At 67.1% G+C, this 16,723-nt stretch carries 15 protein-coding genes; 2 read left to right on the top strand and 13 right to left on the bottom strand.

The window, feature by feature from the left end; genetic code table 11:
- Positions 1 to 132: 132 nt before the first annotated feature.
- The 5 genes from glpX to ACSVC7_RS05910 form a co-directional block, all read right to left on the bottom strand.
- Positions 133 to 1,128 (bottom strand): class II fructose-bisphosphatase, encoded by a 996-nt coding sequence (gene glpX, locus ACSVC7_RS05930; protein WP_448203501.1) that lies wholly within the window; start codon positions 1,126 to 1,128, stop codon positions 133 to 135.
- Positions 1,129 to 1,173: 45 nt separating this feature from the next.
- The gene (locus ACSVC7_RS05925) at positions 1,174 to 2,466 is read right to left on the bottom strand and encodes a homoserine dehydrogenase (protein ID WP_448203500.1); all 1,293 of its coding nucleotides are present in this window, start codon (positions 2,464 to 2,466) and stop codon (positions 1,174 to 1,176) included.
- Positions 2,466 to 3,740, bottom strand: a complete 1,275-nt coding sequence (locus tag ACSVC7_RS05920; protein WP_448203499.1) for an LL-diaminopimelate aminotransferase — start codon at positions 3,738 to 3,740, stop codon at positions 2,466 to 2,468. The genes ACSVC7_RS05925 and ACSVC7_RS05920 overlap by 1 nt, the downstream gene beginning before the upstream one ends.
- A gap of 153 nt (positions 3,741 to 3,893) precedes the next feature.
- On the bottom strand, positions 3,894 to 5,240 hold the full coding sequence (locus tag ACSVC7_RS05915) for a multidrug effflux MFS transporter (RefSeq protein WP_448203498.1): 1,347 nt from the start codon (positions 5,238 to 5,240) through the stop codon (positions 3,894 to 3,896).
- Complete coding sequence (locus ACSVC7_RS05910) at positions 5,237 to 5,701, bottom strand: MarR family winged helix-turn-helix transcriptional regulator (RefSeq protein ID WP_448203497.1); 465 nt, start codon at positions 5,699 to 5,701, stop codon at positions 5,237 to 5,239. The genes ACSVC7_RS05915 and ACSVC7_RS05910 overlap by 4 nt, the downstream gene beginning before the upstream one ends.
- Before the next feature lie 253 nt (positions 5,702 to 5,954).
- On the opposite strand from ACSVC7_RS05910, the gene ACSVC7_RS05905 reads away from it, so the two are divergent.
- Positions 5,955 to 7,145 (top strand): acyltransferase family protein, encoded by a 1,191-nt coding sequence (locus ACSVC7_RS05905; RefSeq protein ID WP_448203496.1) that lies wholly within the window; start codon positions 5,955 to 5,957, stop codon positions 7,143 to 7,145.
- 278 nt (positions 7,146 to 7,423) lie between these two features.
- Here the strand turns inward: ACSVC7_RS05905 and ACSVC7_RS05900 are convergent, their stop codons facing one another.
- Positions 7,424 to 7,714 (bottom strand): hypothetical protein, encoded by a 291-nt coding sequence (locus ACSVC7_RS05900; RefSeq protein WP_483508063.1) that lies wholly within the window; start codon positions 7,712 to 7,714, stop codon positions 7,424 to 7,426.
- Positions 7,715 to 8,017: 303 nt separating this feature from the next.
- Between ACSVC7_RS05900 and ACSVC7_RS05895 the strand changes: the two genes are divergently transcribed.
- Entirely contained in the window at positions 8,018 to 9,817 is a 1,800-nt protein-coding gene (locus ACSVC7_RS05895; RefSeq protein WP_448203494.1) for a PHA/PHB synthase family protein, read from the top strand.
- Between the two features lie 274 nt (positions 9,818 to 10,091).
- On the opposite strand, the gene ACSVC7_RS05890 is transcribed toward ACSVC7_RS05895, so the two are convergent.
- From ACSVC7_RS05890 to ACSVC7_RS05860, 7 genes are all read right to left on the bottom strand, one after another.
- Complete coding sequence (locus ACSVC7_RS05890) at positions 10,092 to 10,679, bottom strand: OmpA family protein (protein ID WP_448203493.1); 588 nt, start codon at positions 10,677 to 10,679, stop codon at positions 10,092 to 10,094.
- Between the two features lie 223 nt (positions 10,680 to 10,902).
- Positions 10,903 to 11,421: a gamma carbonic anhydrase family protein gene (locus ACSVC7_RS05885; RefSeq protein WP_448203492.1), complete on the bottom strand. Its 519-nt coding sequence runs from the start codon at positions 11,419 to 11,421 to the stop codon at positions 10,903 to 10,905.
- 20 nt (positions 11,422 to 11,441) lie between these two features.
- Positions 11,442 to 12,494 carry an N-acetyl-gamma-glutamyl-phosphate reductase gene (gene argC, locus ACSVC7_RS05880; RefSeq protein WP_448203491.1) on the bottom strand — a complete coding sequence of 351 codons (1,053 nt, stop codon included), beginning with the start codon at positions 12,492 to 12,494 and terminating at the stop codon, positions 11,442 to 11,444.
- A 113-nt stretch (positions 12,495 to 12,607) separates the two neighbouring features.
- The gene (rpsI, locus tag ACSVC7_RS05875; protein WP_448203490.1) at positions 12,608 to 13,096 is read right to left on the bottom strand and encodes a 30S ribosomal protein S9; all 489 of its coding nucleotides are present in this window, start codon (positions 13,094 to 13,096) and stop codon (positions 12,608 to 12,610) included.
- Between the two features lie 4 nt (positions 13,097 to 13,100).
- Positions 13,101 to 13,565 (bottom strand): 50S ribosomal protein L13, encoded by a 465-nt coding sequence (rplM, locus tag ACSVC7_RS05870; protein WP_448203489.1) that lies wholly within the window; start codon positions 13,563 to 13,565, stop codon positions 13,101 to 13,103.
- 196 nt (positions 13,566 to 13,761) lie between these two features.
- The gene (locus ACSVC7_RS05865) at positions 13,762 to 14,247 is read right to left on the bottom strand and encodes a PaaI family thioesterase (RefSeq protein ID WP_448203488.1); all 486 of its coding nucleotides are present in this window, start codon (positions 14,245 to 14,247) and stop codon (positions 13,762 to 13,764) included.
- Positions 14,248 to 14,280: 33 nt separating this feature from the next.
- Positions 14,281 to 16,503 (bottom strand): PAS domain-containing protein, encoded by a 2,223-nt coding sequence (locus ACSVC7_RS05860; protein WP_448203487.1) that lies wholly within the window; start codon positions 16,501 to 16,503, stop codon positions 14,281 to 14,283.
- Positions 16,504 to 16,723: the final 220 nt, after the last annotated feature.

Here is a 16,723-nt window from a genome sequence, read left to right as displayed (position 1 = left end):
GACGGCGGGTGCCGTGACGACCGGCTATTCCGATCGGTCGCCACAACTCATGAAAAAGGGGCGTGCGGTTGTGCACCGCACGCCCCTTACCTTTCCCGGACGGGGACCTTGCGGCTCCCGTCTCAGCGCTCGTTACTTCGCGACGCCCGGCTTGCGGTGCCAGTTGTGGTGCGCCTCGATGTAGCGGACGGTGCCGGACTTGGAGCGCATGATCACCGAGTGGGTGGTGGCGCCGCCGGCGAAGCGGCGGACGCCGCGGAGCATGGCGCCGTCGGTCACGCCGGTGGCGGCGAACATGACGTTGCCCTTGGCCAGTTCGTGCAGGCTGTACTTCTTGTTCAGGTCGGTCACGCCCCAACGGGCGGCGCGGGCCTTCTCGTCGTCGTTGCGGAACAGCAGGCGGCCCTGGAACTGGCCGCCGATGCAGCGCAGCGCCGCCGCGGCCAGCACACCCTCCGGCGCGCCGCCGGAGCCGACATACATGTCGACGCCGGTGCCGACCTGGCTGGTGGCGATGACGCCCGACACGTCGCCGTCGTTGATCAGCATGATGCGCGCGCCGGCTTCACGGACGCGGGCGATCAGTTCGGCGTGACGCGGACGGTTCAGGATGCAGACCAGCAGCTCCTGCACCTCGGTGCCCTTGGCCTTGGCCAGCGCCTTCAGGTTGTTGGCCGGGGTCTCGTCCAGATCGACGATGCCTTCCGGCAGGCCGGCGCCGACGGCGATCTTGTCCATGTAGACGTCGGGGGCGTTCAGGAAGCCGCCCTCGTCCGCCATGGCGATGACGGCCAGCGAGTTCGGGCCGCCGGTGGCGCAGATGGTCGTGCCTTCCAGCGGGTCGAGCGCGATGTCGACCTTCGGACCCTTGTCGATGCCGGCGCCGACCTTCTCACCGATGTACAGCATCGGCGCCTCGTCGCGCTCGCCCTCGCCGATCACGACGGTGCCGTCGATGTAGAGGGTGTTGAGCGCCTGGCGCATGGCGTCGACCGCAGCCTGGTCGGCAAGCTTCTCGTCGCCGCGGCCCATCAGCAGCGACGCGGACAGCGCAGCCGCCTCGGTGACGCGGACGGCTTCCAGAGCCAGGTTCCGGTCCATACCGGACAGGTCGACATGAACGGACATTGGTAGTTCTCCCCCGAAACGATGCTCGGTTCTTCTGTGGTTCGGTTAAAACTGCTCGATGCGGATCATGCGCGGCGGCTCGACCACGGCGTCCTTGGCGCCGATGGCGGAGAGCGCGCGCTGCATGGCCGCCTCGTCGGTGTCGTGGGTCGTCAGGACCACCGGCACCGCTTCTCCCGGCGCGCGGCCGCGCTGCAGGAACTGCTCCATGGAAACGTTCTGGTCGCGCATGGCCGCCGCGATATCGGCTATCACGCCGGGGCGGTCGAGGACCATCAAGCGTACGTAGTACGCCCCCCGACGGGCCTCCATGGGCGAGGGCTGGGCCTTCGCAAGCTGCGCGGCCGGCACCCCAAAGGTGGGGGTGGAGCGGCCCCGGGCCACGTCGATCAGGTCGGCGACGACGGCCGAGGCGGTCGGGCCGGCCCCGGCGCCGCGCCCGACGAACAACACGCGGTCCACGAAATCGCCCTGGGCGATCACGGCGTTGAACACGCCGTCCACCGCCGCGATGGGCGCGGCCTTCGGCAGCATGCAGGGGTGCACGCGCTGCTCGATGCCCTGCTCCGTCCGCCGGGCGATGCCCAGCAGCTTGATCCGGTAGCCCAGCGCGTCGGCGTAGTCGAAATCCACCGCCGAGACGTGGCGGATGCCCTCGACATAGACGTTCTTGAAATCGACCGGGGTGCCGAAGGCGACGGAGGTCAGCACGGCCAGCTTGTGGGCCGCGTCGACGCCGTCGATGTCGAAGCTCGGATCCGCCTCGGCGTAGCCAAGCTTCTGCGCCTCCGCCAGCACGTCCGCGAACTCGCGGCCGGTGGTGCGCATCTCGGTCAGGATGTAGTTGCAGGTGCCGTTCAGGATGCCGTGCACCTCGGACACGCGGTTGCCCGCCAGCCCTTCGCGCAGCCCCTTGATGATCGGGATGCCGCCGGCCACCGCCGCCTCGAAGGCGATGGCGAGGCCCTTGGACTCGGCCTTGGTCGCCAGCTCGGTGCCGTGGTGGGCCAGCAGCGCCTTGTTCGCGGTCACGACGTGGCGGCCGAGATCCAGCGCGGTCTCGACGGTGGTCTTGGCGGCCCCTTCGGAGCCGCCGATCAGTTCCACCACCACGTCCGCGCCGGGATGCGCGGCCAGCTTCACCGGGTCGTCGTACCATTCGATCCCGGACAGGTCGACGCCGCGGTCCTTGCCGCGCGACCGGGCGCTGACGGCCACCACCTCGATCCGGCGGCCGCAGCGCTGCTCGATGATGTCGGCCTGCTGGGCCAGCAGCTTCAGGACGCCAGCCCCGACCGTTCCCAGCCCGGCGACCGCGATTTTCAGAGGGGCGGCCATCAGACTTTCGCCTTGTCGGAGTCGAGGAGAGCGGCGCGGGCCGCCGGGTCCTTGCTCGCCGCAGCACCACCCGCGTTGGAGCGGAAGAACTCCTTGATGTTGCGGGTTGCCTGGCGGATGCGGTGGACGTTCTCCACCAGCGCCAGACGGACATGGCCATCGCCGTACTCACCGAAGCCGATGCCCGGCGCCACGGCCACCTTGGCCTCCTGCAGCAGCAGCTTGGAGAATTCCAGCGAGCCGAGATGGGCGAACTGCGGCGGAATCGGCGCCCAGGCGAACATGGAGGCCGACGGGCTGGGAACCTCCCAACCGGCGGCGGCCAGCCCCTCGATCATCACGTCGCGGCGTTGGCGGTACATGGTCCGCACCTGCTCCACGCAGTCCTGCGGGCCGTTCAGCGCGGCGGCGGCGGCGACCTGGATCGGCGTGAAGGCGCCGTAGTCCAGGTAGGACTTGATGCGGGCGAGCGCGGTGATCAGCTTCTTGTTGCCCGTGGCGAAGCCGATGCGCCAGCCGGCCATCGAGTAGGTCTTCGACATCGAGGTGAACTCGACCGCCACCTCGCGCGCCTCCGGGATCTCCAGGATGGACGGGGGCGGGTCGCCGTCGAAGAACACTTCGGCGTAGGCCAGATCCGACAGGATGTAGATGCCGTGCTTGCGGCAGAACTCCACGATCGGGCGGTAGAAGTCCAGCCCCACCACCTCGGCCGTCGGGTTGGACGGGTAGTTCAGTACCAGCGCCAGCGGCTTCGGCACGCTGTGGCGCACGGCGCGCTCCAGCATGTTCATGAAGCTGTCGATGTCGGTGGAGGTGCCGTTCGCCTGCCCCACCGGCAGATGGCGCACCGACGCGCCGGCCAGGATGAAGCCGAACGGGTGGATCGGGTAGCTGGGGTTGGGCACCAGGATGATGTCGCCGGGGCTGGTGATCGCCTGGGCGAGGTTGGCGAGCCCTTCCTTCGACCCGATGGTGACGATGCACTCCGTCTCCGCGTCGATGTCGACGTTGAAGCGGCGCTTGTAATAGGCGGCGTGCGCCTTGCGCAGGCCGGGGATGCCGCGGGAGTTCGAGTAGCGGTGCGTCTTGGGATCGCGCACGGCCTCGATCAGCTTATCGACGATGTGCTGCGGGGTGGGCTGGTCGGGATTGCCCATGCCGAGGTCGATGATGTCCTCGCCGGCGGCTCGGGCTCGCGCCTTCATCGCGTTCACTTCGGCGAAGACGTAGGGCGGAAGCCGCTTGATCCGGTGGAATTCTGAATCGCTCATGGACGCTCCGAAGCCTGTCCGGCCACGCCACGAACCCATACCAGCGGACCGGGACCACCTATCTACCGCCCCGCCTCAGCAGATGCGAGGCAAAATTCGCGTTGCGCGAATATAGGCCGCAGGAAGTGCCGTCCCGGCCACCGGCACCGGCGTTCAAGCGCCGGATTTCGACGGGCCGGTTTTCGGCGGAGCGCTGCCCTGGTGGAGCACCACCTCGATCTCCTCGCCACCGGCCCCGACCACGGCGGCCGGGTCGACCGCGATCTCCAAATCGGCCAGATCGGGCGCCGGCGCCTCCTCCCTCGTCCGCGGGCGCAGCAGCGCGAAGGAAAGCAGCGCAACCAGCGCCATCCCCGGCATGATCGTGGTCATGGCCGTGAAGGGATCGGAAAACAGCAGCGCCGCGATGGCGGAACCGGCGAGCCCGCCGCCGATCTGCATGAAGCCGATCAGGGCGGAGGCGGCGCCGGCCATGCGCGGGAAACCGGCCAGGGCATCGCTGGTCGTCCCCGGCATCACCAGGGCGATCCCGAAGGCCCAGACCGCCGTCGGCAGCATGACGGTCGCCACCGACGGCGGCAGAAGCCGCAGCCCCACCGCGTAGCCAAGGCCACCCAGAATCACGAAGCCAATCCCGAAGGGTACCAGCCGCATCGCCTCCACCCGGCGCAGCAGCCGCCCCGCGACCGCCGCGCCGGCGGTGTAGGACCCGGTCTGCAACAGCATGGCAAAGCCGAACTGGGTGGGCGTCAGACCGACCCGGTCGATCATCACGAAGGGCAGCAGTGCGGCCAGCGTGTAGAGCCCGCCGAGCGTCAGGCCGAGCACGAGTCCCGAGCTCATGAAGCGCCGGTCGGTCAGCAGGGTGGCGTAGTTGCGCAGCACCGGGCCGGGCCGGGCGGCGGCCGGGTTGCGGCTGCGGTTGGTCTCCGTCGTGCCCAGCGCGAAGACGGCCAGTACCGCCAGCCCGTAGACGGTCATGACCACGAAGATCGCGTGCCACCCGACGCTGCCCAGGATCACCCCGCCCAGAGTCGGCGCGATCGCCGGCACGATGGCCAGCATCAGGCCGATCAGGTTCAGAATGCGCGCCGACTGCTGGCCGGTGAACTGGTCGCGCACCATGGCGCGGGAGATGGCGATGCCCGCCGCCGCCCCGATTCCCTGGAGGGCGCGCCCCGCCAGCAGCCATTCGATGGAACCCGACAGCGCCGCCACGACGCTGCCCAGCGCGTAGGTGACGAAGAAGCCCAGCGCTACCGGGCGCCGCCCGAAGGCGTCCGACAGCGGCCCGCAGGCGAGCTGTGAGAAGGCGAATCCGAAGAAATAGACCGACAGGCTCAGCTTCAGCGCCGCCGGGGTGGTGTGGAAGGCGTCCACCAGCGTCGGCAGCGCCGGGGTGTAGAGCGCAAGGCTGAGCGGCCCCAGCGTGACGATCAGCGTGCCGATGATCGCCGTGCGCATCTCGGACATGACGGGGGTGGTCTGGCTGGCGCTCACTGCGGCACCCCTTCCCGCTCGTCGGCGATCAGGTCGGCGATCAGGCGGGCGCGCAGCCGGCCCAGCATGGTCCGGAACCGCTCGACCTCCTCGGGAGCGAAGTCGTCCAGCGCCGCCTCGCGCACGCCACGGAACACCGTCACGACGCGCTCCAGCAGAGGCTCCGCCTGCGGCGTCAGGCGGACGATCTTGGCGCGCCGGTCGGACGGGTCCGCTTCCCGCGCCACGAGGCCCAGCGCCTCCAGGCGGTCGAGGAAGCCGACCAGCGTCATGGGCTCCACGCCCATGTGCGCGGCCAGCACCGTCTGGCGGGAGCCGCCGTGCCGGTTGACGTAGACCAGGGCGCGCGCCTCGCCAGCCGTGAGGCCGAGTTGCGCGTCGTCGAGAGCCCGGTCGAAGCGCGCGCGCAGCAGCCGCGCGCTGTCGATCAGGAGGAGTCCGAAGGGGGCGTCGTCTTGCATGCCTTATAATAAGGCTGCCTTAACATCCAGACAATATGCTTGAAATGGGACCCGGAACGCCGCGTTCACCCGCGCTCGACGCGGCCGGCACGAAGCCCGCACCGCACCCGCGGACGACGGCAGAAGCCCGCTGTCGAACAGAGCCCTTACCAGCCCATGTCGCTGGACATTTTGCAAAAAAGAGGGCAAAAGGCCCCAAGCCTATTACCATAGGTTTGCAAAACTCCTTTCCTCACACGCAGCACAAAAATTCATGTCCCTGCCCTTTAAGCACGTCCCCGGCTTGGACGGCGTCCGAGGCCTGGCGGTACTTTCCGTGGTCTTACACCACACCAGCATTATCGGATGGGGCCCTTTCTTTCAGGGGCATCCTCCGCTGCCTTCTTTTTTGATCGGCGGGGTCGTCGGCGTTGATATATTCTTTGTCCTTTCCGGATTTTTGATCACAAACATACTGATCAGTGAATACCAATCCCATGGTTCGATTTCGATCTTTAATTTCTATATGCGCCGATTTTTGAGACTGTATCCGGCCCTGTTGATCGTGGCCGGCTTCTCCGCCGCCCTTTTGTTCTCCGGCCAAATCAGCATGAAGCCACAGGTGCTGGTCTACGCGCTGACCTACACCACCAATTTTGCCTGGGCTATCGAGGGGCAGCAGGGGCTCCTTGAAGCCTTGAGCTTACTGAATCACGCCTGGTCGTTGGCGGTTGAAGAGCAGTTTTATCTTGTTTGGCCGTTCTTTCTGGTTTGGGCATTGAAAAGCAGCACCGCTCGGCGCAGCCATGTCGACAACCGCCGGCTTCTTGGAATGGTTGCTTTGATCGCCTGCGCCTGCTTTGCCTTCCAATGGGTGGCCGTTTACTTCTCCGACTTCCATCTCGGCCTTAATCTGGCCACACGGACACTCGTCGGTCGCGCCGGCCCCATACTCTGCGGTTGCGCCACCGCGATTATCTTAAGCTATCGTGACCGTTTTCCCGTGCTCTCCGCTCTGATCACGCACTGGCTGACACAAATCGTCGCGTTCGTCGGCCTGATGATTCTGGTGTCGTTGATCGACAGCGACCTGCATTACATTATCTACAACGCGGTCCCGGTGTCTGTTTTCACTTCGGCGCTGCTGTTCGGCCTGTCGTTTCCGGAAAAACCGAAACGGCGCGTCAGCGCGTGGGTACATTTGCTGTTTTCAAGCGCACCGCTGCGCTACATCGGGCGAATTTCTTATGGCATCTATTTATACCATGTGCCGATTTTCTTTCTTTTCCCGGCTTCGTGGGTGATGGGCACTTTCGACCCAAAGCTTGCCTTTGCGATCGTATTTGCAATCCCGTTCGCACTCAGCCTCGCCGTTTCCGCCTTCTCCTTTCACGTCATCGAGCAGCCGATGCTGCGACGCAAGGACCGCTATCATCGCTTGGCTGCCAGCGTGGCGGTCGGCTGAGCGTTTGCCACGCCTTCATGGATCGTGGGGCGGCGAGCGGCGAGCGGATCGCCGCCTGGGCCGGAGCCGCGCGAGGAGCAGTTGGCCCGCGCCTAATTGCCGCAGCCTGAAATTCTGTTGCGGCAGCACCACCGCTGGACGTAGGGTTCCGTTCCTTGTTGTCGCAGAGGCTGCCCCGTGGTCCGCTCCGCCACCGTCGAACACCCGCATCGACCCAGCGAAGGCCGGCCCGCACCCCGCTTCCCCAAGGCCCGGCCTCCGCTTGCTGGAAACCCGCCTCAGCCCGGCTTGCCGGGCGTGATCTCGGGCTTGGGCGGCACTTCGGCCGGGGTCGGCAGCATCTTCTTCGCCTCGTCGCGGTCCTTGGCCAGCTTGTCCAGCTCCTGCTGGCGCTGCGCCTCGGTCCGGATGTCGGTCGGGCGTGGGGGCACGGTGCCGAGGTTCGGGTATTCCTTGTTCTCGCCCGACAGCCCGCGGATCAGCGTGGTGTCGTCCTTGACCGGCTTGTCCTCGCCCGTCACGGCGCCGAGCAGGCCGGTGTCCAGCACGCTCGCGCTGCACGCCGACAACGCAAGAACAACCGAAGCGGCGGCCAGCGATCGTCCGGCCCCCGTCTTTGTCGCCAGACCCCGGCGTATGGCTTTTTCCATCCTGCGAACCCCATGTTCTTACCCGTCGCGCCGCTTGAATGGCGCCGGGCTACATAAAATATTCATACGAGAGGTGTATGACCGTTCCCGCGCTCGCTAGCCCAAATGGCCAATCGAGGCCGGATCGAACAGAATCCTGAGCAGACTTCCGGCAGGCTTTGTATAAACCTCAGCACGTCCCTCCAGAAGCTTAAACTCGCCTAAAGAAGAAGGACCGAACCCATGGCCGAGAATCAGGCCCCTGACGTCAAGCTCCCCGATCCGGTCGAAATGTCGCGGGCGATGACCCGCATCGCCGAGCAGAGCCAGCGACTGGTCACCGAGTTCCTCTCCCGTCAGGCCTCGGACGGCGTCGGCGCGAAGAACCCGGACCCCATGGGCGTCGGCCACGCCTTCCTGGAAATGACCACGCGCATGATGGCCGACCCGGCCAAGCTGATGAAAGCGCAGATGACGCTGTGGCAGGATTACCTGACCCTGTGGCAGCGCACCACCCAGCGCTTCTTCGGCCAGGAGGCCCAGCCGGTCATCGCCCCGGCGAAGGACGACCGCCGCTTCAAGGACTCGGCCTGGGACGAGAACACGCTGTTCGACTTCATCAAGCAGTCCTACCTGCTGTCCGCCCGGTGGATGCAGTCCACCGTGAACGAGGTGGACGGGCTGGACGAGCACACCGCCAAGAAGGTGGACTTCTACACCCGCCAGTTCGTGGACGCGATGGCGCCCTCCAACTTCGTCATGACGAACCCGGAAGTGCTGCGCACGACCATCGAATCCGGCGGCGAGAACCTGGTGAAGGGCCTTGAGCACCTGCTGAAGGACCTGGAGCGCGGCAAGGGCGAGCTGCGCATCTCCATGACCGACTACGACGCTTTCCAGGTCGGCAAGAACATCGCCGTCACGCCGGGCAAGGTCGTCTTCCAGACCAGCCTGATGCAGCTGCTCCAGTACACCCCGACCACGCCGGAGGTGAACAAGCGGCCGCTGATGATCGTGCCGCCGTGGATCAACAAGTACTACATCCTCGACCTGCGCGAGAAGAACAGCTTCATCAAGTGGGCGGTGGACCAGGGCCATACGGTCTTCGTTCTGTCCTGGGTGAACCCGGACGAGAAGCTGGCCGCCAAGGGCTTCGAAGACTACATGGTCGAAGGCCCGCTGGCGGCACTCGACGCCATCGAGAAGATCACCGGCGAAAAGGACGTGAACGCCATCGGCTACTGCCTGGGCGGCACGCTGCTGGCCTCCACGCTGGCCTACATGGCGGCCAAGAAGGACGACCGCATCAAGTCGGCGACCTTCTTCACCACCATGCTGGACTTCACCGAGGCCGGCGAACTGTCGGTCTTCATCGATGAGGAGCAGCTGACCTTCATCGAGAGCCAGATGGCCGAGCAGGGCTATCTCGACGGCTCGAAGATGGCGACGACCTTCAACATGCTGCGCGCCAACGACCTGATCTGGTCGTTCGTCGTGAACAACTACCTGCTGGGCAAGGATCCGTTCCCGTTCGACCTGCTGTACTGGAACAGCGATTCGACCCGCATGCCCGCGGCGATGCACAGCTTCTACCTGCGCAACATGTACCAGAAGAACCTGCTGGCCCAGCCCGGCGCGGTGACCCTGGGCGGCGTTCCGATCGACCTGCGCAACGTGAAGACCCCGTCCTTCTTCCTGTCCGCCCGCGAGGACCACATCGCGCCGTGGAAGTCCACCTACATGGGCGCCCACCTGTTCAGCGGCCCGGTGAAGTTCGTGCTGGCGGCGTCGGGCCACATCGCCGGCGTCGTCAACCCGCCGGCGGCCGAGAAGTACTGCTACTGGACCAACGGCAAGCTGCCGAAGGCGTCGGAAGACTGGCTGAAGACGGCCGACCAGACCCCCGGCTCCTGGTGGCCGGAGTGGAACAACTGGGTCGGCAAGTTCTCCGAAGGCAAGGTCCCGGCCCGCGACCCGAGCAAGGGCGGCCTGCCGGCCCTGGAGGACGCGCCGGGCTCGTACGCCAAGGTGCGGATCGTCTGAGGCGTTTTTGCCCCCTCCCTAACCCTCCCCCGCCCTTGGCGGTGGAGGGAACTCTGCCGCAAATCCCAATACCCTCTCCCGCGCAGCGGGGGAGGGAGGGACCCGCGAAGCTCTCGCGCAAGCTTCGCTTGCGCTGACGCGGCAGGCGGACCTTTCAGGTCCGCTGAGAGCGGGAGGGAGGGGGCAAAACGCGCCCCAAAGACAGTGCCCCCAAAAGACAAAGGCCCCGGATCGCTCCGGGGCCTTTTCTTTTCCCAACCTACAGCGTGCCGTCTTACGACGACGGGGCGTTCACGCCGCGCGGCAGGATCTGGGCGCGGCGGTTGGACGGCTCGCGGACGTTCGGGCCGGTCTGGACGAGGAGCTGGCTCTCGCCGCGGCCTTCGGTCGTGATGTTGGCCGCCGGAATGCCCTTGGAGACCATGGCGCTCTTGACCGCCTCGGCGCGGCGGACCGACAGGCGCTGGTTGTAGGCCGGCGAGCCCGAGGTGTCGGTGTGGCCGATCACGTGGACGGTGGCGTTGGCGCCACGGCCGATGGCGGCCACGGCGTCGCCGATCACGCGGTCGGCGGCCGGGGTGATGTTCGACTTATCCCAGTCGAAGAACACCAGATATTCGGTCTGGGCGCGGGCCGCCGGAGCCGGAGCCACGGCCGGAGCCGCCGCCGGCGGGCACGGATAGCTGCCCTGGTGGATGGCGTAGCCGCCGCTGGCGGTGCGGACCGGGGTGTTGCCCCAGCCGATGACGGGGTTGCACCACTCGCCGCTGGGATTCTCGGCGGTCGCCTGGGCCTGGGCCCCGGTGGACAGGCCGAAGGCGATGATGGCGGCCGGAACAACGGCCATGGTAGCGCGAATCATGCTTTTCATTGTCTCCACTCCCGTAAAGATCCGCTCCGCGACGTTCAGCGCGCGGAGGACGAATCGCACAAACGATAGGTCATCCCGCGAGCATGCGACGTGACAAATCGCGAAACATGTGGGGTGGATCGCTGTTCCGACATCCCCTCCGGAAGTCCTAACCGTTTCGCTTCGGCGTCACTGTTGCTGCGCCGCAACGCACCGGACGCGCCGAAAGGAGTAGTCAGGCGTCCCGGTAGGTCCGCGCCAGTTGGACGTAGTTCCGCGCATTCAGGGGGAAGAAGGCGAGGTCTTTTTCGTTGAGTTCGCGGATCGGCCGCGCGGGGCTTCCGGCCCAGAGCTGGCCGCTCTTCACGCGCTTGCCGGGCGTGACCAGCGCGCCGGCCGCGACCATGGCGCCCGATTCGACGTGGGCGCCGTCCATGATGCAGGCCTTCATGCCGATGAAGCAGCCGCTGTCCAGCGTGCAGGCGTGCAGCAGGGCCATGTGGCCGACGGAGATGTCGTCGCCGATGTAGGTGCCCTGCCCCGCCGCGGCGACGTGGATGATGGTGCCGTCCTGGATGTTGGTGCGGGCGCCGATGCGGATCTCGTTGACGTCCCCGCGCACCACGCAGCCGAACCAGATGCCCGTGTCCGGCCCGATCACAACGTCGCCGATGACGGTCGCGGTCGGCGCGATGTAGGCGCTTTCGTCGATCGTCGGCAGCGTGCCCCTATAGGGCAGGATCAGGCCGGACATGGGATACCCTCCTTACGGGATCACGGGAACAGCGGAGCCTGCTCCAGGCCCGTGGTCTCGCCCAGGCCGAACATGACGTTCATGTTCTGGATGGCCTGGCCCGAGGCGCCCTTCACCAGATTGTCGATGACCGACACGATGATGGCGCCGCGCGGCGTGCGGTCCGGGAACACGCCGATCAGCGCGTGGTTGGAGGCGCGGACGTGCCGCGTCGCCGGGGCGATGCCCGCCGGAGTGACGCCGACGAAGGGCTCGCTCTCGTAGCGCTTGGTCAGCGCGTCGCGCAGGTCGTCGGCGTTGGCGCCGTCGGCCATGCGGACGTAGATGGTCGCCATCATGCCGCGGTTCATGGGCACGAGGTGCGGGGTGAAGCTGACCGTCACCGGACGCCCGGCCGCCAGCCGCAGCTCCTGCTCGATCTCCGGCATGTGGCGGTGGTAGCCGACGCCATAGGCGTTGAAGCCCTCCGACACCTCGGCGAAGAGGTTCTGCTGCTTGGCGTCACGGCCGGCGCCGGACACGCCCGACTTGGCATCGATGACGATCCCGCCCGGCTCGATCAGCTCCTCCATCAGCAGCGGCAGCAGCGGCAGCAACGAGCAGGTCGGGTAGCAGCCGGGGTTGGCGACCACGCGCGCCTTCCGCACGCCCTGCCGGTTGAACTCGGTCAGGCCGTAGGCGACCTCCTTCTGGAGATCCACGGCGCGGTGCTCATGGCCGTACCAGGTCGCGTATTCGGCCGGGTCGGTCAGGCGGAAGTCGGCGGACAGGTCCACCACCTTCAGGCCGTGCGGCAGGCCGGCGATGACCTCCTGCGTGGTGCCGTGCGGCAGGGCGCAGAACACCATGTCCAGGCCGTCCCACTTCACCTCCTCGATCTTCACGAGGCCGGGAAGCTTGTACTGGCCCAGATGCGGGAACACCTCCGCCATGGGCTTGCCAGCCTGTCGTTCCGCGGTCAGCGCGCTGATCTCCACGCCCGGATGGCGCAGAAGCAGGCGCACCAGCTCGGCGCCCGTGTAACCGGACGCGCCCAGAATGCCGACGCGGATCGGGGAGTTGCTGTAGGCCATGGAAAGGGTTCCTCTCGACGCACGGGAAATTGTTGGCGCGGAAAGCAAGAAAGGGGCGCCCCGGCCGGGACGCCCCTCGCTTGTACAGTAGATTCGCGGGTCCGCGGTAGGCTTTAGCGCTTCGAGAACTGGAAGCTGCGGCGGGCCTTGGCCTTACCGTACTTCTTACGCTCGACGACGCGGGCGTCGCGGGTCAGGAAGCCGGCGGCCTTCAGCGGCGGACGCAGCGTCGGCTCGAAGTAGGTCAGGGCCTTGGAGATGCCGTGGCGAACGGCACCGGCCTGGCCCGACAGGCCGCCGCCGGTCACGGTCACCGTCACGTCGAACTGGTCGACGCGGTCGGTGATGCCGAACGGCTGGGCGATCATCATGCGCAGCACCGGGCGGGCGAAGTAGACTTCCTGGTCGCGGCCGTTCACGGTGATCTTGCCGGAGCCCGGCTTGATCCACACGCGGGCGACGGCGTCCTTGCGCTTGCCGGTGGCGTAGGCGCGGCCCTGGGCATCCAGCTTCGGCTCGACAACCTCAGCGGAAGCGCCGGCCGGGGTGGCGGTGCCGGCGAGGCCCTTCAGGTCGGAAAGGGTGGTGGTAACCTGAGCCATTGGATTACGCGCTCCGCTTATTCTTCGGGTTCATGGCGCCGACGTCGAGGGCGACCGGCTGCTGGGCCTCGTGCGGGTGGGCGGCGCCCTTGTAGACCTTGAGGTGCGTCATCACCTTGCGGCCGAGCGGACCGCGCGGAACCATGCGCTCCACGGCCTTCTCGATGACGCGCTCCGGATACTTGCCGTCCAGGATCTGGCCCTTGGAACGGCCCTTGATGCCGCCCGGGTAACCGGTGTGCCAGTAGAACATGTCGTCCTGGCGCTTGTTGCCGGTCAGCTTCACCTTCTCGGCATTGATCACGACGACGTGGTCGCCGCAATCCATGTGCGGGGTGAAGGTCGGCTTGGTCTTGCCGCGCAGGATGTTCGCCAGGATGCTGGCGAGCCGGCCGAGAACGAGGCCGTCGGCATCGACGACGTACCACTTCTTCTCGATGTCGGACGGCTTCAGATTGTAGGTCTTCATCGCCACACTCGTTGACTGAAACGTGGATCGGCGGGCCACCGAATCTGGACGTTCAATCCCCGGGGCGCCGAAGCGGCCGGTTTTGTACGTTTTCGAATGCGCGCTGTCAACGGAAAAAGATGCGTGCGATATCAATGGCTTGCAAGCGCGGTATCAAAATACCGTTTCCGCAAAGCCATTGATACGACAGCGTTTTTCAGCCTTCGCCGGAGGATTGGTATCCAGATACCGTGAGGGAAACCGGGTCGTGGGACGGAATCGAATAGGTGCCGGTGGCGTGGGCCACGGGCTCCGGATCGCCTTCGGAGAACAGCAGGACTTCGCCGTAGGCCAGCCGCTTGCCCATCTTCAGGATGCGGCAGTCGGCGGTGATGGCGACCGGGGCCGGGCGGCGCAGGAAGTTGATGGTCATGCTGGTGGTCACGGCCAGTTCCACCCGCCCGATCAGGCTGAGCACCGCGCCGTAGAGCGCCACGTCGGCCAGCCCGAACATGGCCGGGCCGGTCACCGTGCCGCCGGGGCGTACGAAGGTTTCGTTGTAGGGCAGCTTCATGCGGATCGTGCCGGCGCCGAGCTGCTCGATGACGATGCCGTAGTTGCCGACCAGCGGCACGCCCTCGCGGATCAGGGCTTCCAGTTCGCCAACTGAGATTTTAGGAGCGGGGTTTGCGGACGTGCTCATTCCTCACCGGATCGTTGTTGGTTGTCGTTGCTCTTATAACTGGGCCGTCTGGGGCGCGATTGCCCGCGCGGAGTCGCCGCCGCGCTCCGCCGGGAAGCGCAGGGCGACCACGGTCCCCTGCCCCGGCGCGCTTTCCAGCCCGGCGGTGCCGCCGTGGGCCTCGACCAGCGCGCGCGTGATGGCGAGGCCGAGCCCGACTCCACCGCTGCGCCGCACCAGCGCGTCGCCGGACTGCACGAAGGGATCCCACACCTTGGGCTGGTCCTCCGGCGCGATGCCGACGCCGGTGTCGCGGACGATGAAGAGGAAATCGCCCTCCCCGTCCCGCTCCGCCTCCATGCGGACGAGCCCGCCGCGCGGGGTGAACTTGATGCCGTTGACGCCGACGTTCACCAGCGCCTGGATCACGCGGCGCGCGTCGCAGCGCAGCGGCGGCAGGTTGGGCTCCACCTCCACTTGAAGGGAGACGCCGGCCTCGCCGGCGCGGTTGGCGAGGATCTGCGCGGCGCGGGCGACGATGTCCGGAACCAGCGCTGGTTCCTCGTTCAGGTCCACGACGCCGAGTTCGATGCGCGAGATCTCCAGGATGTCGTCGATGATCTCCAGCAGATGCCGGCCGGAGGTGTGGATGGCGTCCACATAGCCCTTGTAGCGGTCGTTCCCGATGGGGCCGAACAGCCCGACCTGCATCACCTCCGAATAGCCGAGCACCGCGTTCAGCGGCGTGCGCAGTTCGTGGCTCATCACCGCCAGGAACTGGGTCTTGGAGCGGTTGGCCGCCTCGGCCTCCCGCTTGGCGGCGCGGAGCGCGGCTTCCGTCTCCTTCAGGTCGGTGATGTCGCGCCCTTCGGGGACCAGGAAGATGACCGTCCCGTCCTCGTCCAGGATCGGGCGGAGCGAGAAGTCCACCATGATCTGCCGGCCATCGGGCGCGCTGTGCGAGGTTTCGAATCGCACGAACTCCCCGCGCGCGGCGCGCGCCACGCCGTCCTTCAGCCGCTGCTGATCGGCGGGCGAATGGCGCCACCAGGGCGTGTCCCAGAAGAACCGGCCGTAGACCGCGTCCTCCGGCGCGCCGATGAAGGACAGGGCGGTCTCGTTGGCCTCGATCATGCGGCCTTCCGGGGTCAGCAGGCCGATGAACTCGAAGGTGTGGTCGAAGATCGCCTTGAAGCGCCGCTCCCGTTCCCGAAGGGCGAGCGTGGCGGCGCGCTGGTCGCTGACGTCCATCACGACCGCCTCGACCGTGCCGCCCTCGGTGCGCCACGCGCTGATGGACAGCCAGCGCTCCCCGCCGTCGTCGGCGCGCAGACGCACGGTCAGCGGCAGCGGAGCGCCCCCCTCCGGGCAGGCGCCGGTCCAGCCGATGATGGCCGGCACATCGTCCGGATGCAGCAGATCCAGCAGCCCGGCCTGCTCTTCCAGCAGCTTGGCGCGGCCGATTCCCAGACGGCCGAGGTTGTCCGTCGCGTATTCGATGGGGTAGTTGCCCTCCGACCGCCAGGCCAGCCCGACGACCGGGCTGCGGCCGACCATGGCGGCCAGCCGGGCGCGCTCCTGCTCCGCGCGGTGGCGCAGGGTGGTGTCGCGGCCGACCGACTGCACGGCGGTGATTCGGCCCTGCGCGTCGAACAGGGCGTAGCGGCGCCAGCTGATCCAGCGCTCCGTCCCGTCGGCGTGGGGCCACAGTTCCTCCTGCGCGGAGGCCGGGGACTCGGGCGTGACGGAGGCCAGGAAGTCCCGGATCGCGGCGGCGGTGGCGGCGGGCAGCAGATCGCCCAGATTGCGGTCGATCATCGCCCGCGGGCCGCTGTCGAACAGCGCCGCGAAGGCCCGGTTCACCAGCGTGACCGTCAGGTCGGGGCGGAAGCGGCAGATCAGCTCCGACTGGTCGTCGATGGCGGTGCGGAACTTCTCGCGGCTCGAATAAACCTTGCAGACGACGCAGTGCTCGCTGTTGGTATCGGTCAGCGTGACAACCCGGCCGCCATCGGAAAGCGACGCCCGCGCAACGGGCACGCAACGCGTCTCCCCGTCGCCTTGCCGCAGGAAGGCCATGCCCTCGCTTGGTACCTCCGGATCGTCCAGCGCCAGAACCTCGTCCAGCGGCACGCCGGACAGGGCGTCCGGTTCGACACCGACCAGTGCGGCGAAGGCGGCGTTGGCCGCCCTGACCCGCCCGGTCCCGCCGACCACCACGGTCGGCGCCGGGCTGGCGGCGAACACGGACGCCCAGTCGACGGATTCGGTGTCCACCAAAGCCCCCTTTCCCCCATGCTCCGCTGATGCGTCCGGCGGCTTTCGCACGGAGCGTTCCTGTCATTGTGCGCCGCCCAGGGGTTCATTTTGACGGAGGTTCCCTCACGCGCCAAGCGAATCCACCGCACACCAATCGTCCTAGGCATGAACCGGCGGGGATCCGCAAAAGCGCATTCCCTATTGTGAAAATGCGCAATTATCTCGCCAACCACTCGAC

The organism is Azospirillum mesophilum (genome assembly GCF_053470405.2).
The sequence above is the reverse complement of the archived record's forward strand: the minus strand, read 5'-3'. Positions and strand labels throughout refer to the sequence as shown.

What these genes read in the sequence shown, in the direction of transcription:
- ACSVC7_RS05895 (WP_448203494.1), top strand. Translation starts at nt 8,018, where the DNA reads ATGGCCGAGAATCAGGCCCCTGACGTCAAGCTCCCCGATCCGGTCGAA.
- rplM (WP_448203489.1), bottom strand. Translation starts at nt 13,565, where the DNA reads ATGAAGACCTACAATCTGAAGCCGTCCGACATCGAGAAGAAGTGGTAC.
- argC (WP_448203491.1), bottom strand. Translation starts at nt 12,494, where the DNA reads ATGGCCTACAGCAACTCCCCGATCCGCGTCGGCATTCTGGGCGCGTCC.
- ACSVC7_RS05890 (WP_448203493.1), bottom strand. Translation starts at nt 10,679, where the DNA reads ATGATTCGCGCTACCATGGCCGTTGTTCCGGCCGCCATCATCGCCTTC.
- rpsI (WP_448203490.1), bottom strand. Translation starts at nt 13,096, where the DNA reads ATGGCTCAGGTTACCACCACCCTTTCCGACCTGAAGGGCCTCGCCGGC.
- ACSVC7_RS05905 (WP_448203496.1), top strand. Translation starts at nt 5,955, where the DNA reads ATGTCCCTGCCCTTTAAGCACGTCCCCGGCTTGGACGGCGTCCGAGGC.
- ACSVC7_RS05885 (WP_448203492.1), bottom strand. Translation starts at nt 11,421, where the DNA reads ATGTCCGGCCTGATCCTGCCCTATAGGGGCACGCTGCCGACGATCGAC.
- ACSVC7_RS05865 (WP_448203488.1), bottom strand. Translation starts at nt 14,247, where the DNA reads ATGAGCACGTCCGCAAACCCCGCTCCTAAAATCTCAGTTGGCGAACTG.
- glpX (WP_448203501.1), bottom strand. Translation starts at nt 1,128, where the DNA reads ATGTCCGTTCATGTCGACCTGTCCGGTATGGACCGGAACCTGGCTCTG.
- ACSVC7_RS05925 (WP_448203500.1), bottom strand. Translation starts at nt 2,466, where the DNA reads ATGGCCGCCCCTCTGAAAATCGCGGTCGCCGGGCTGGGAACGGTCGGG.
- ACSVC7_RS05920 (WP_448203499.1), bottom strand. Translation starts at nt 3,740, where the DNA reads ATGAGCGATTCAGAATTCCACCGGATCAAGCGGCTTCCGCCCTACGTC.
- ACSVC7_RS05910 (WP_448203497.1), bottom strand. Translation starts at nt 5,701, where the DNA reads ATGCAAGACGACGCCCCCTTCGGACTCCTCCTGATCGACAGCGCGCGG.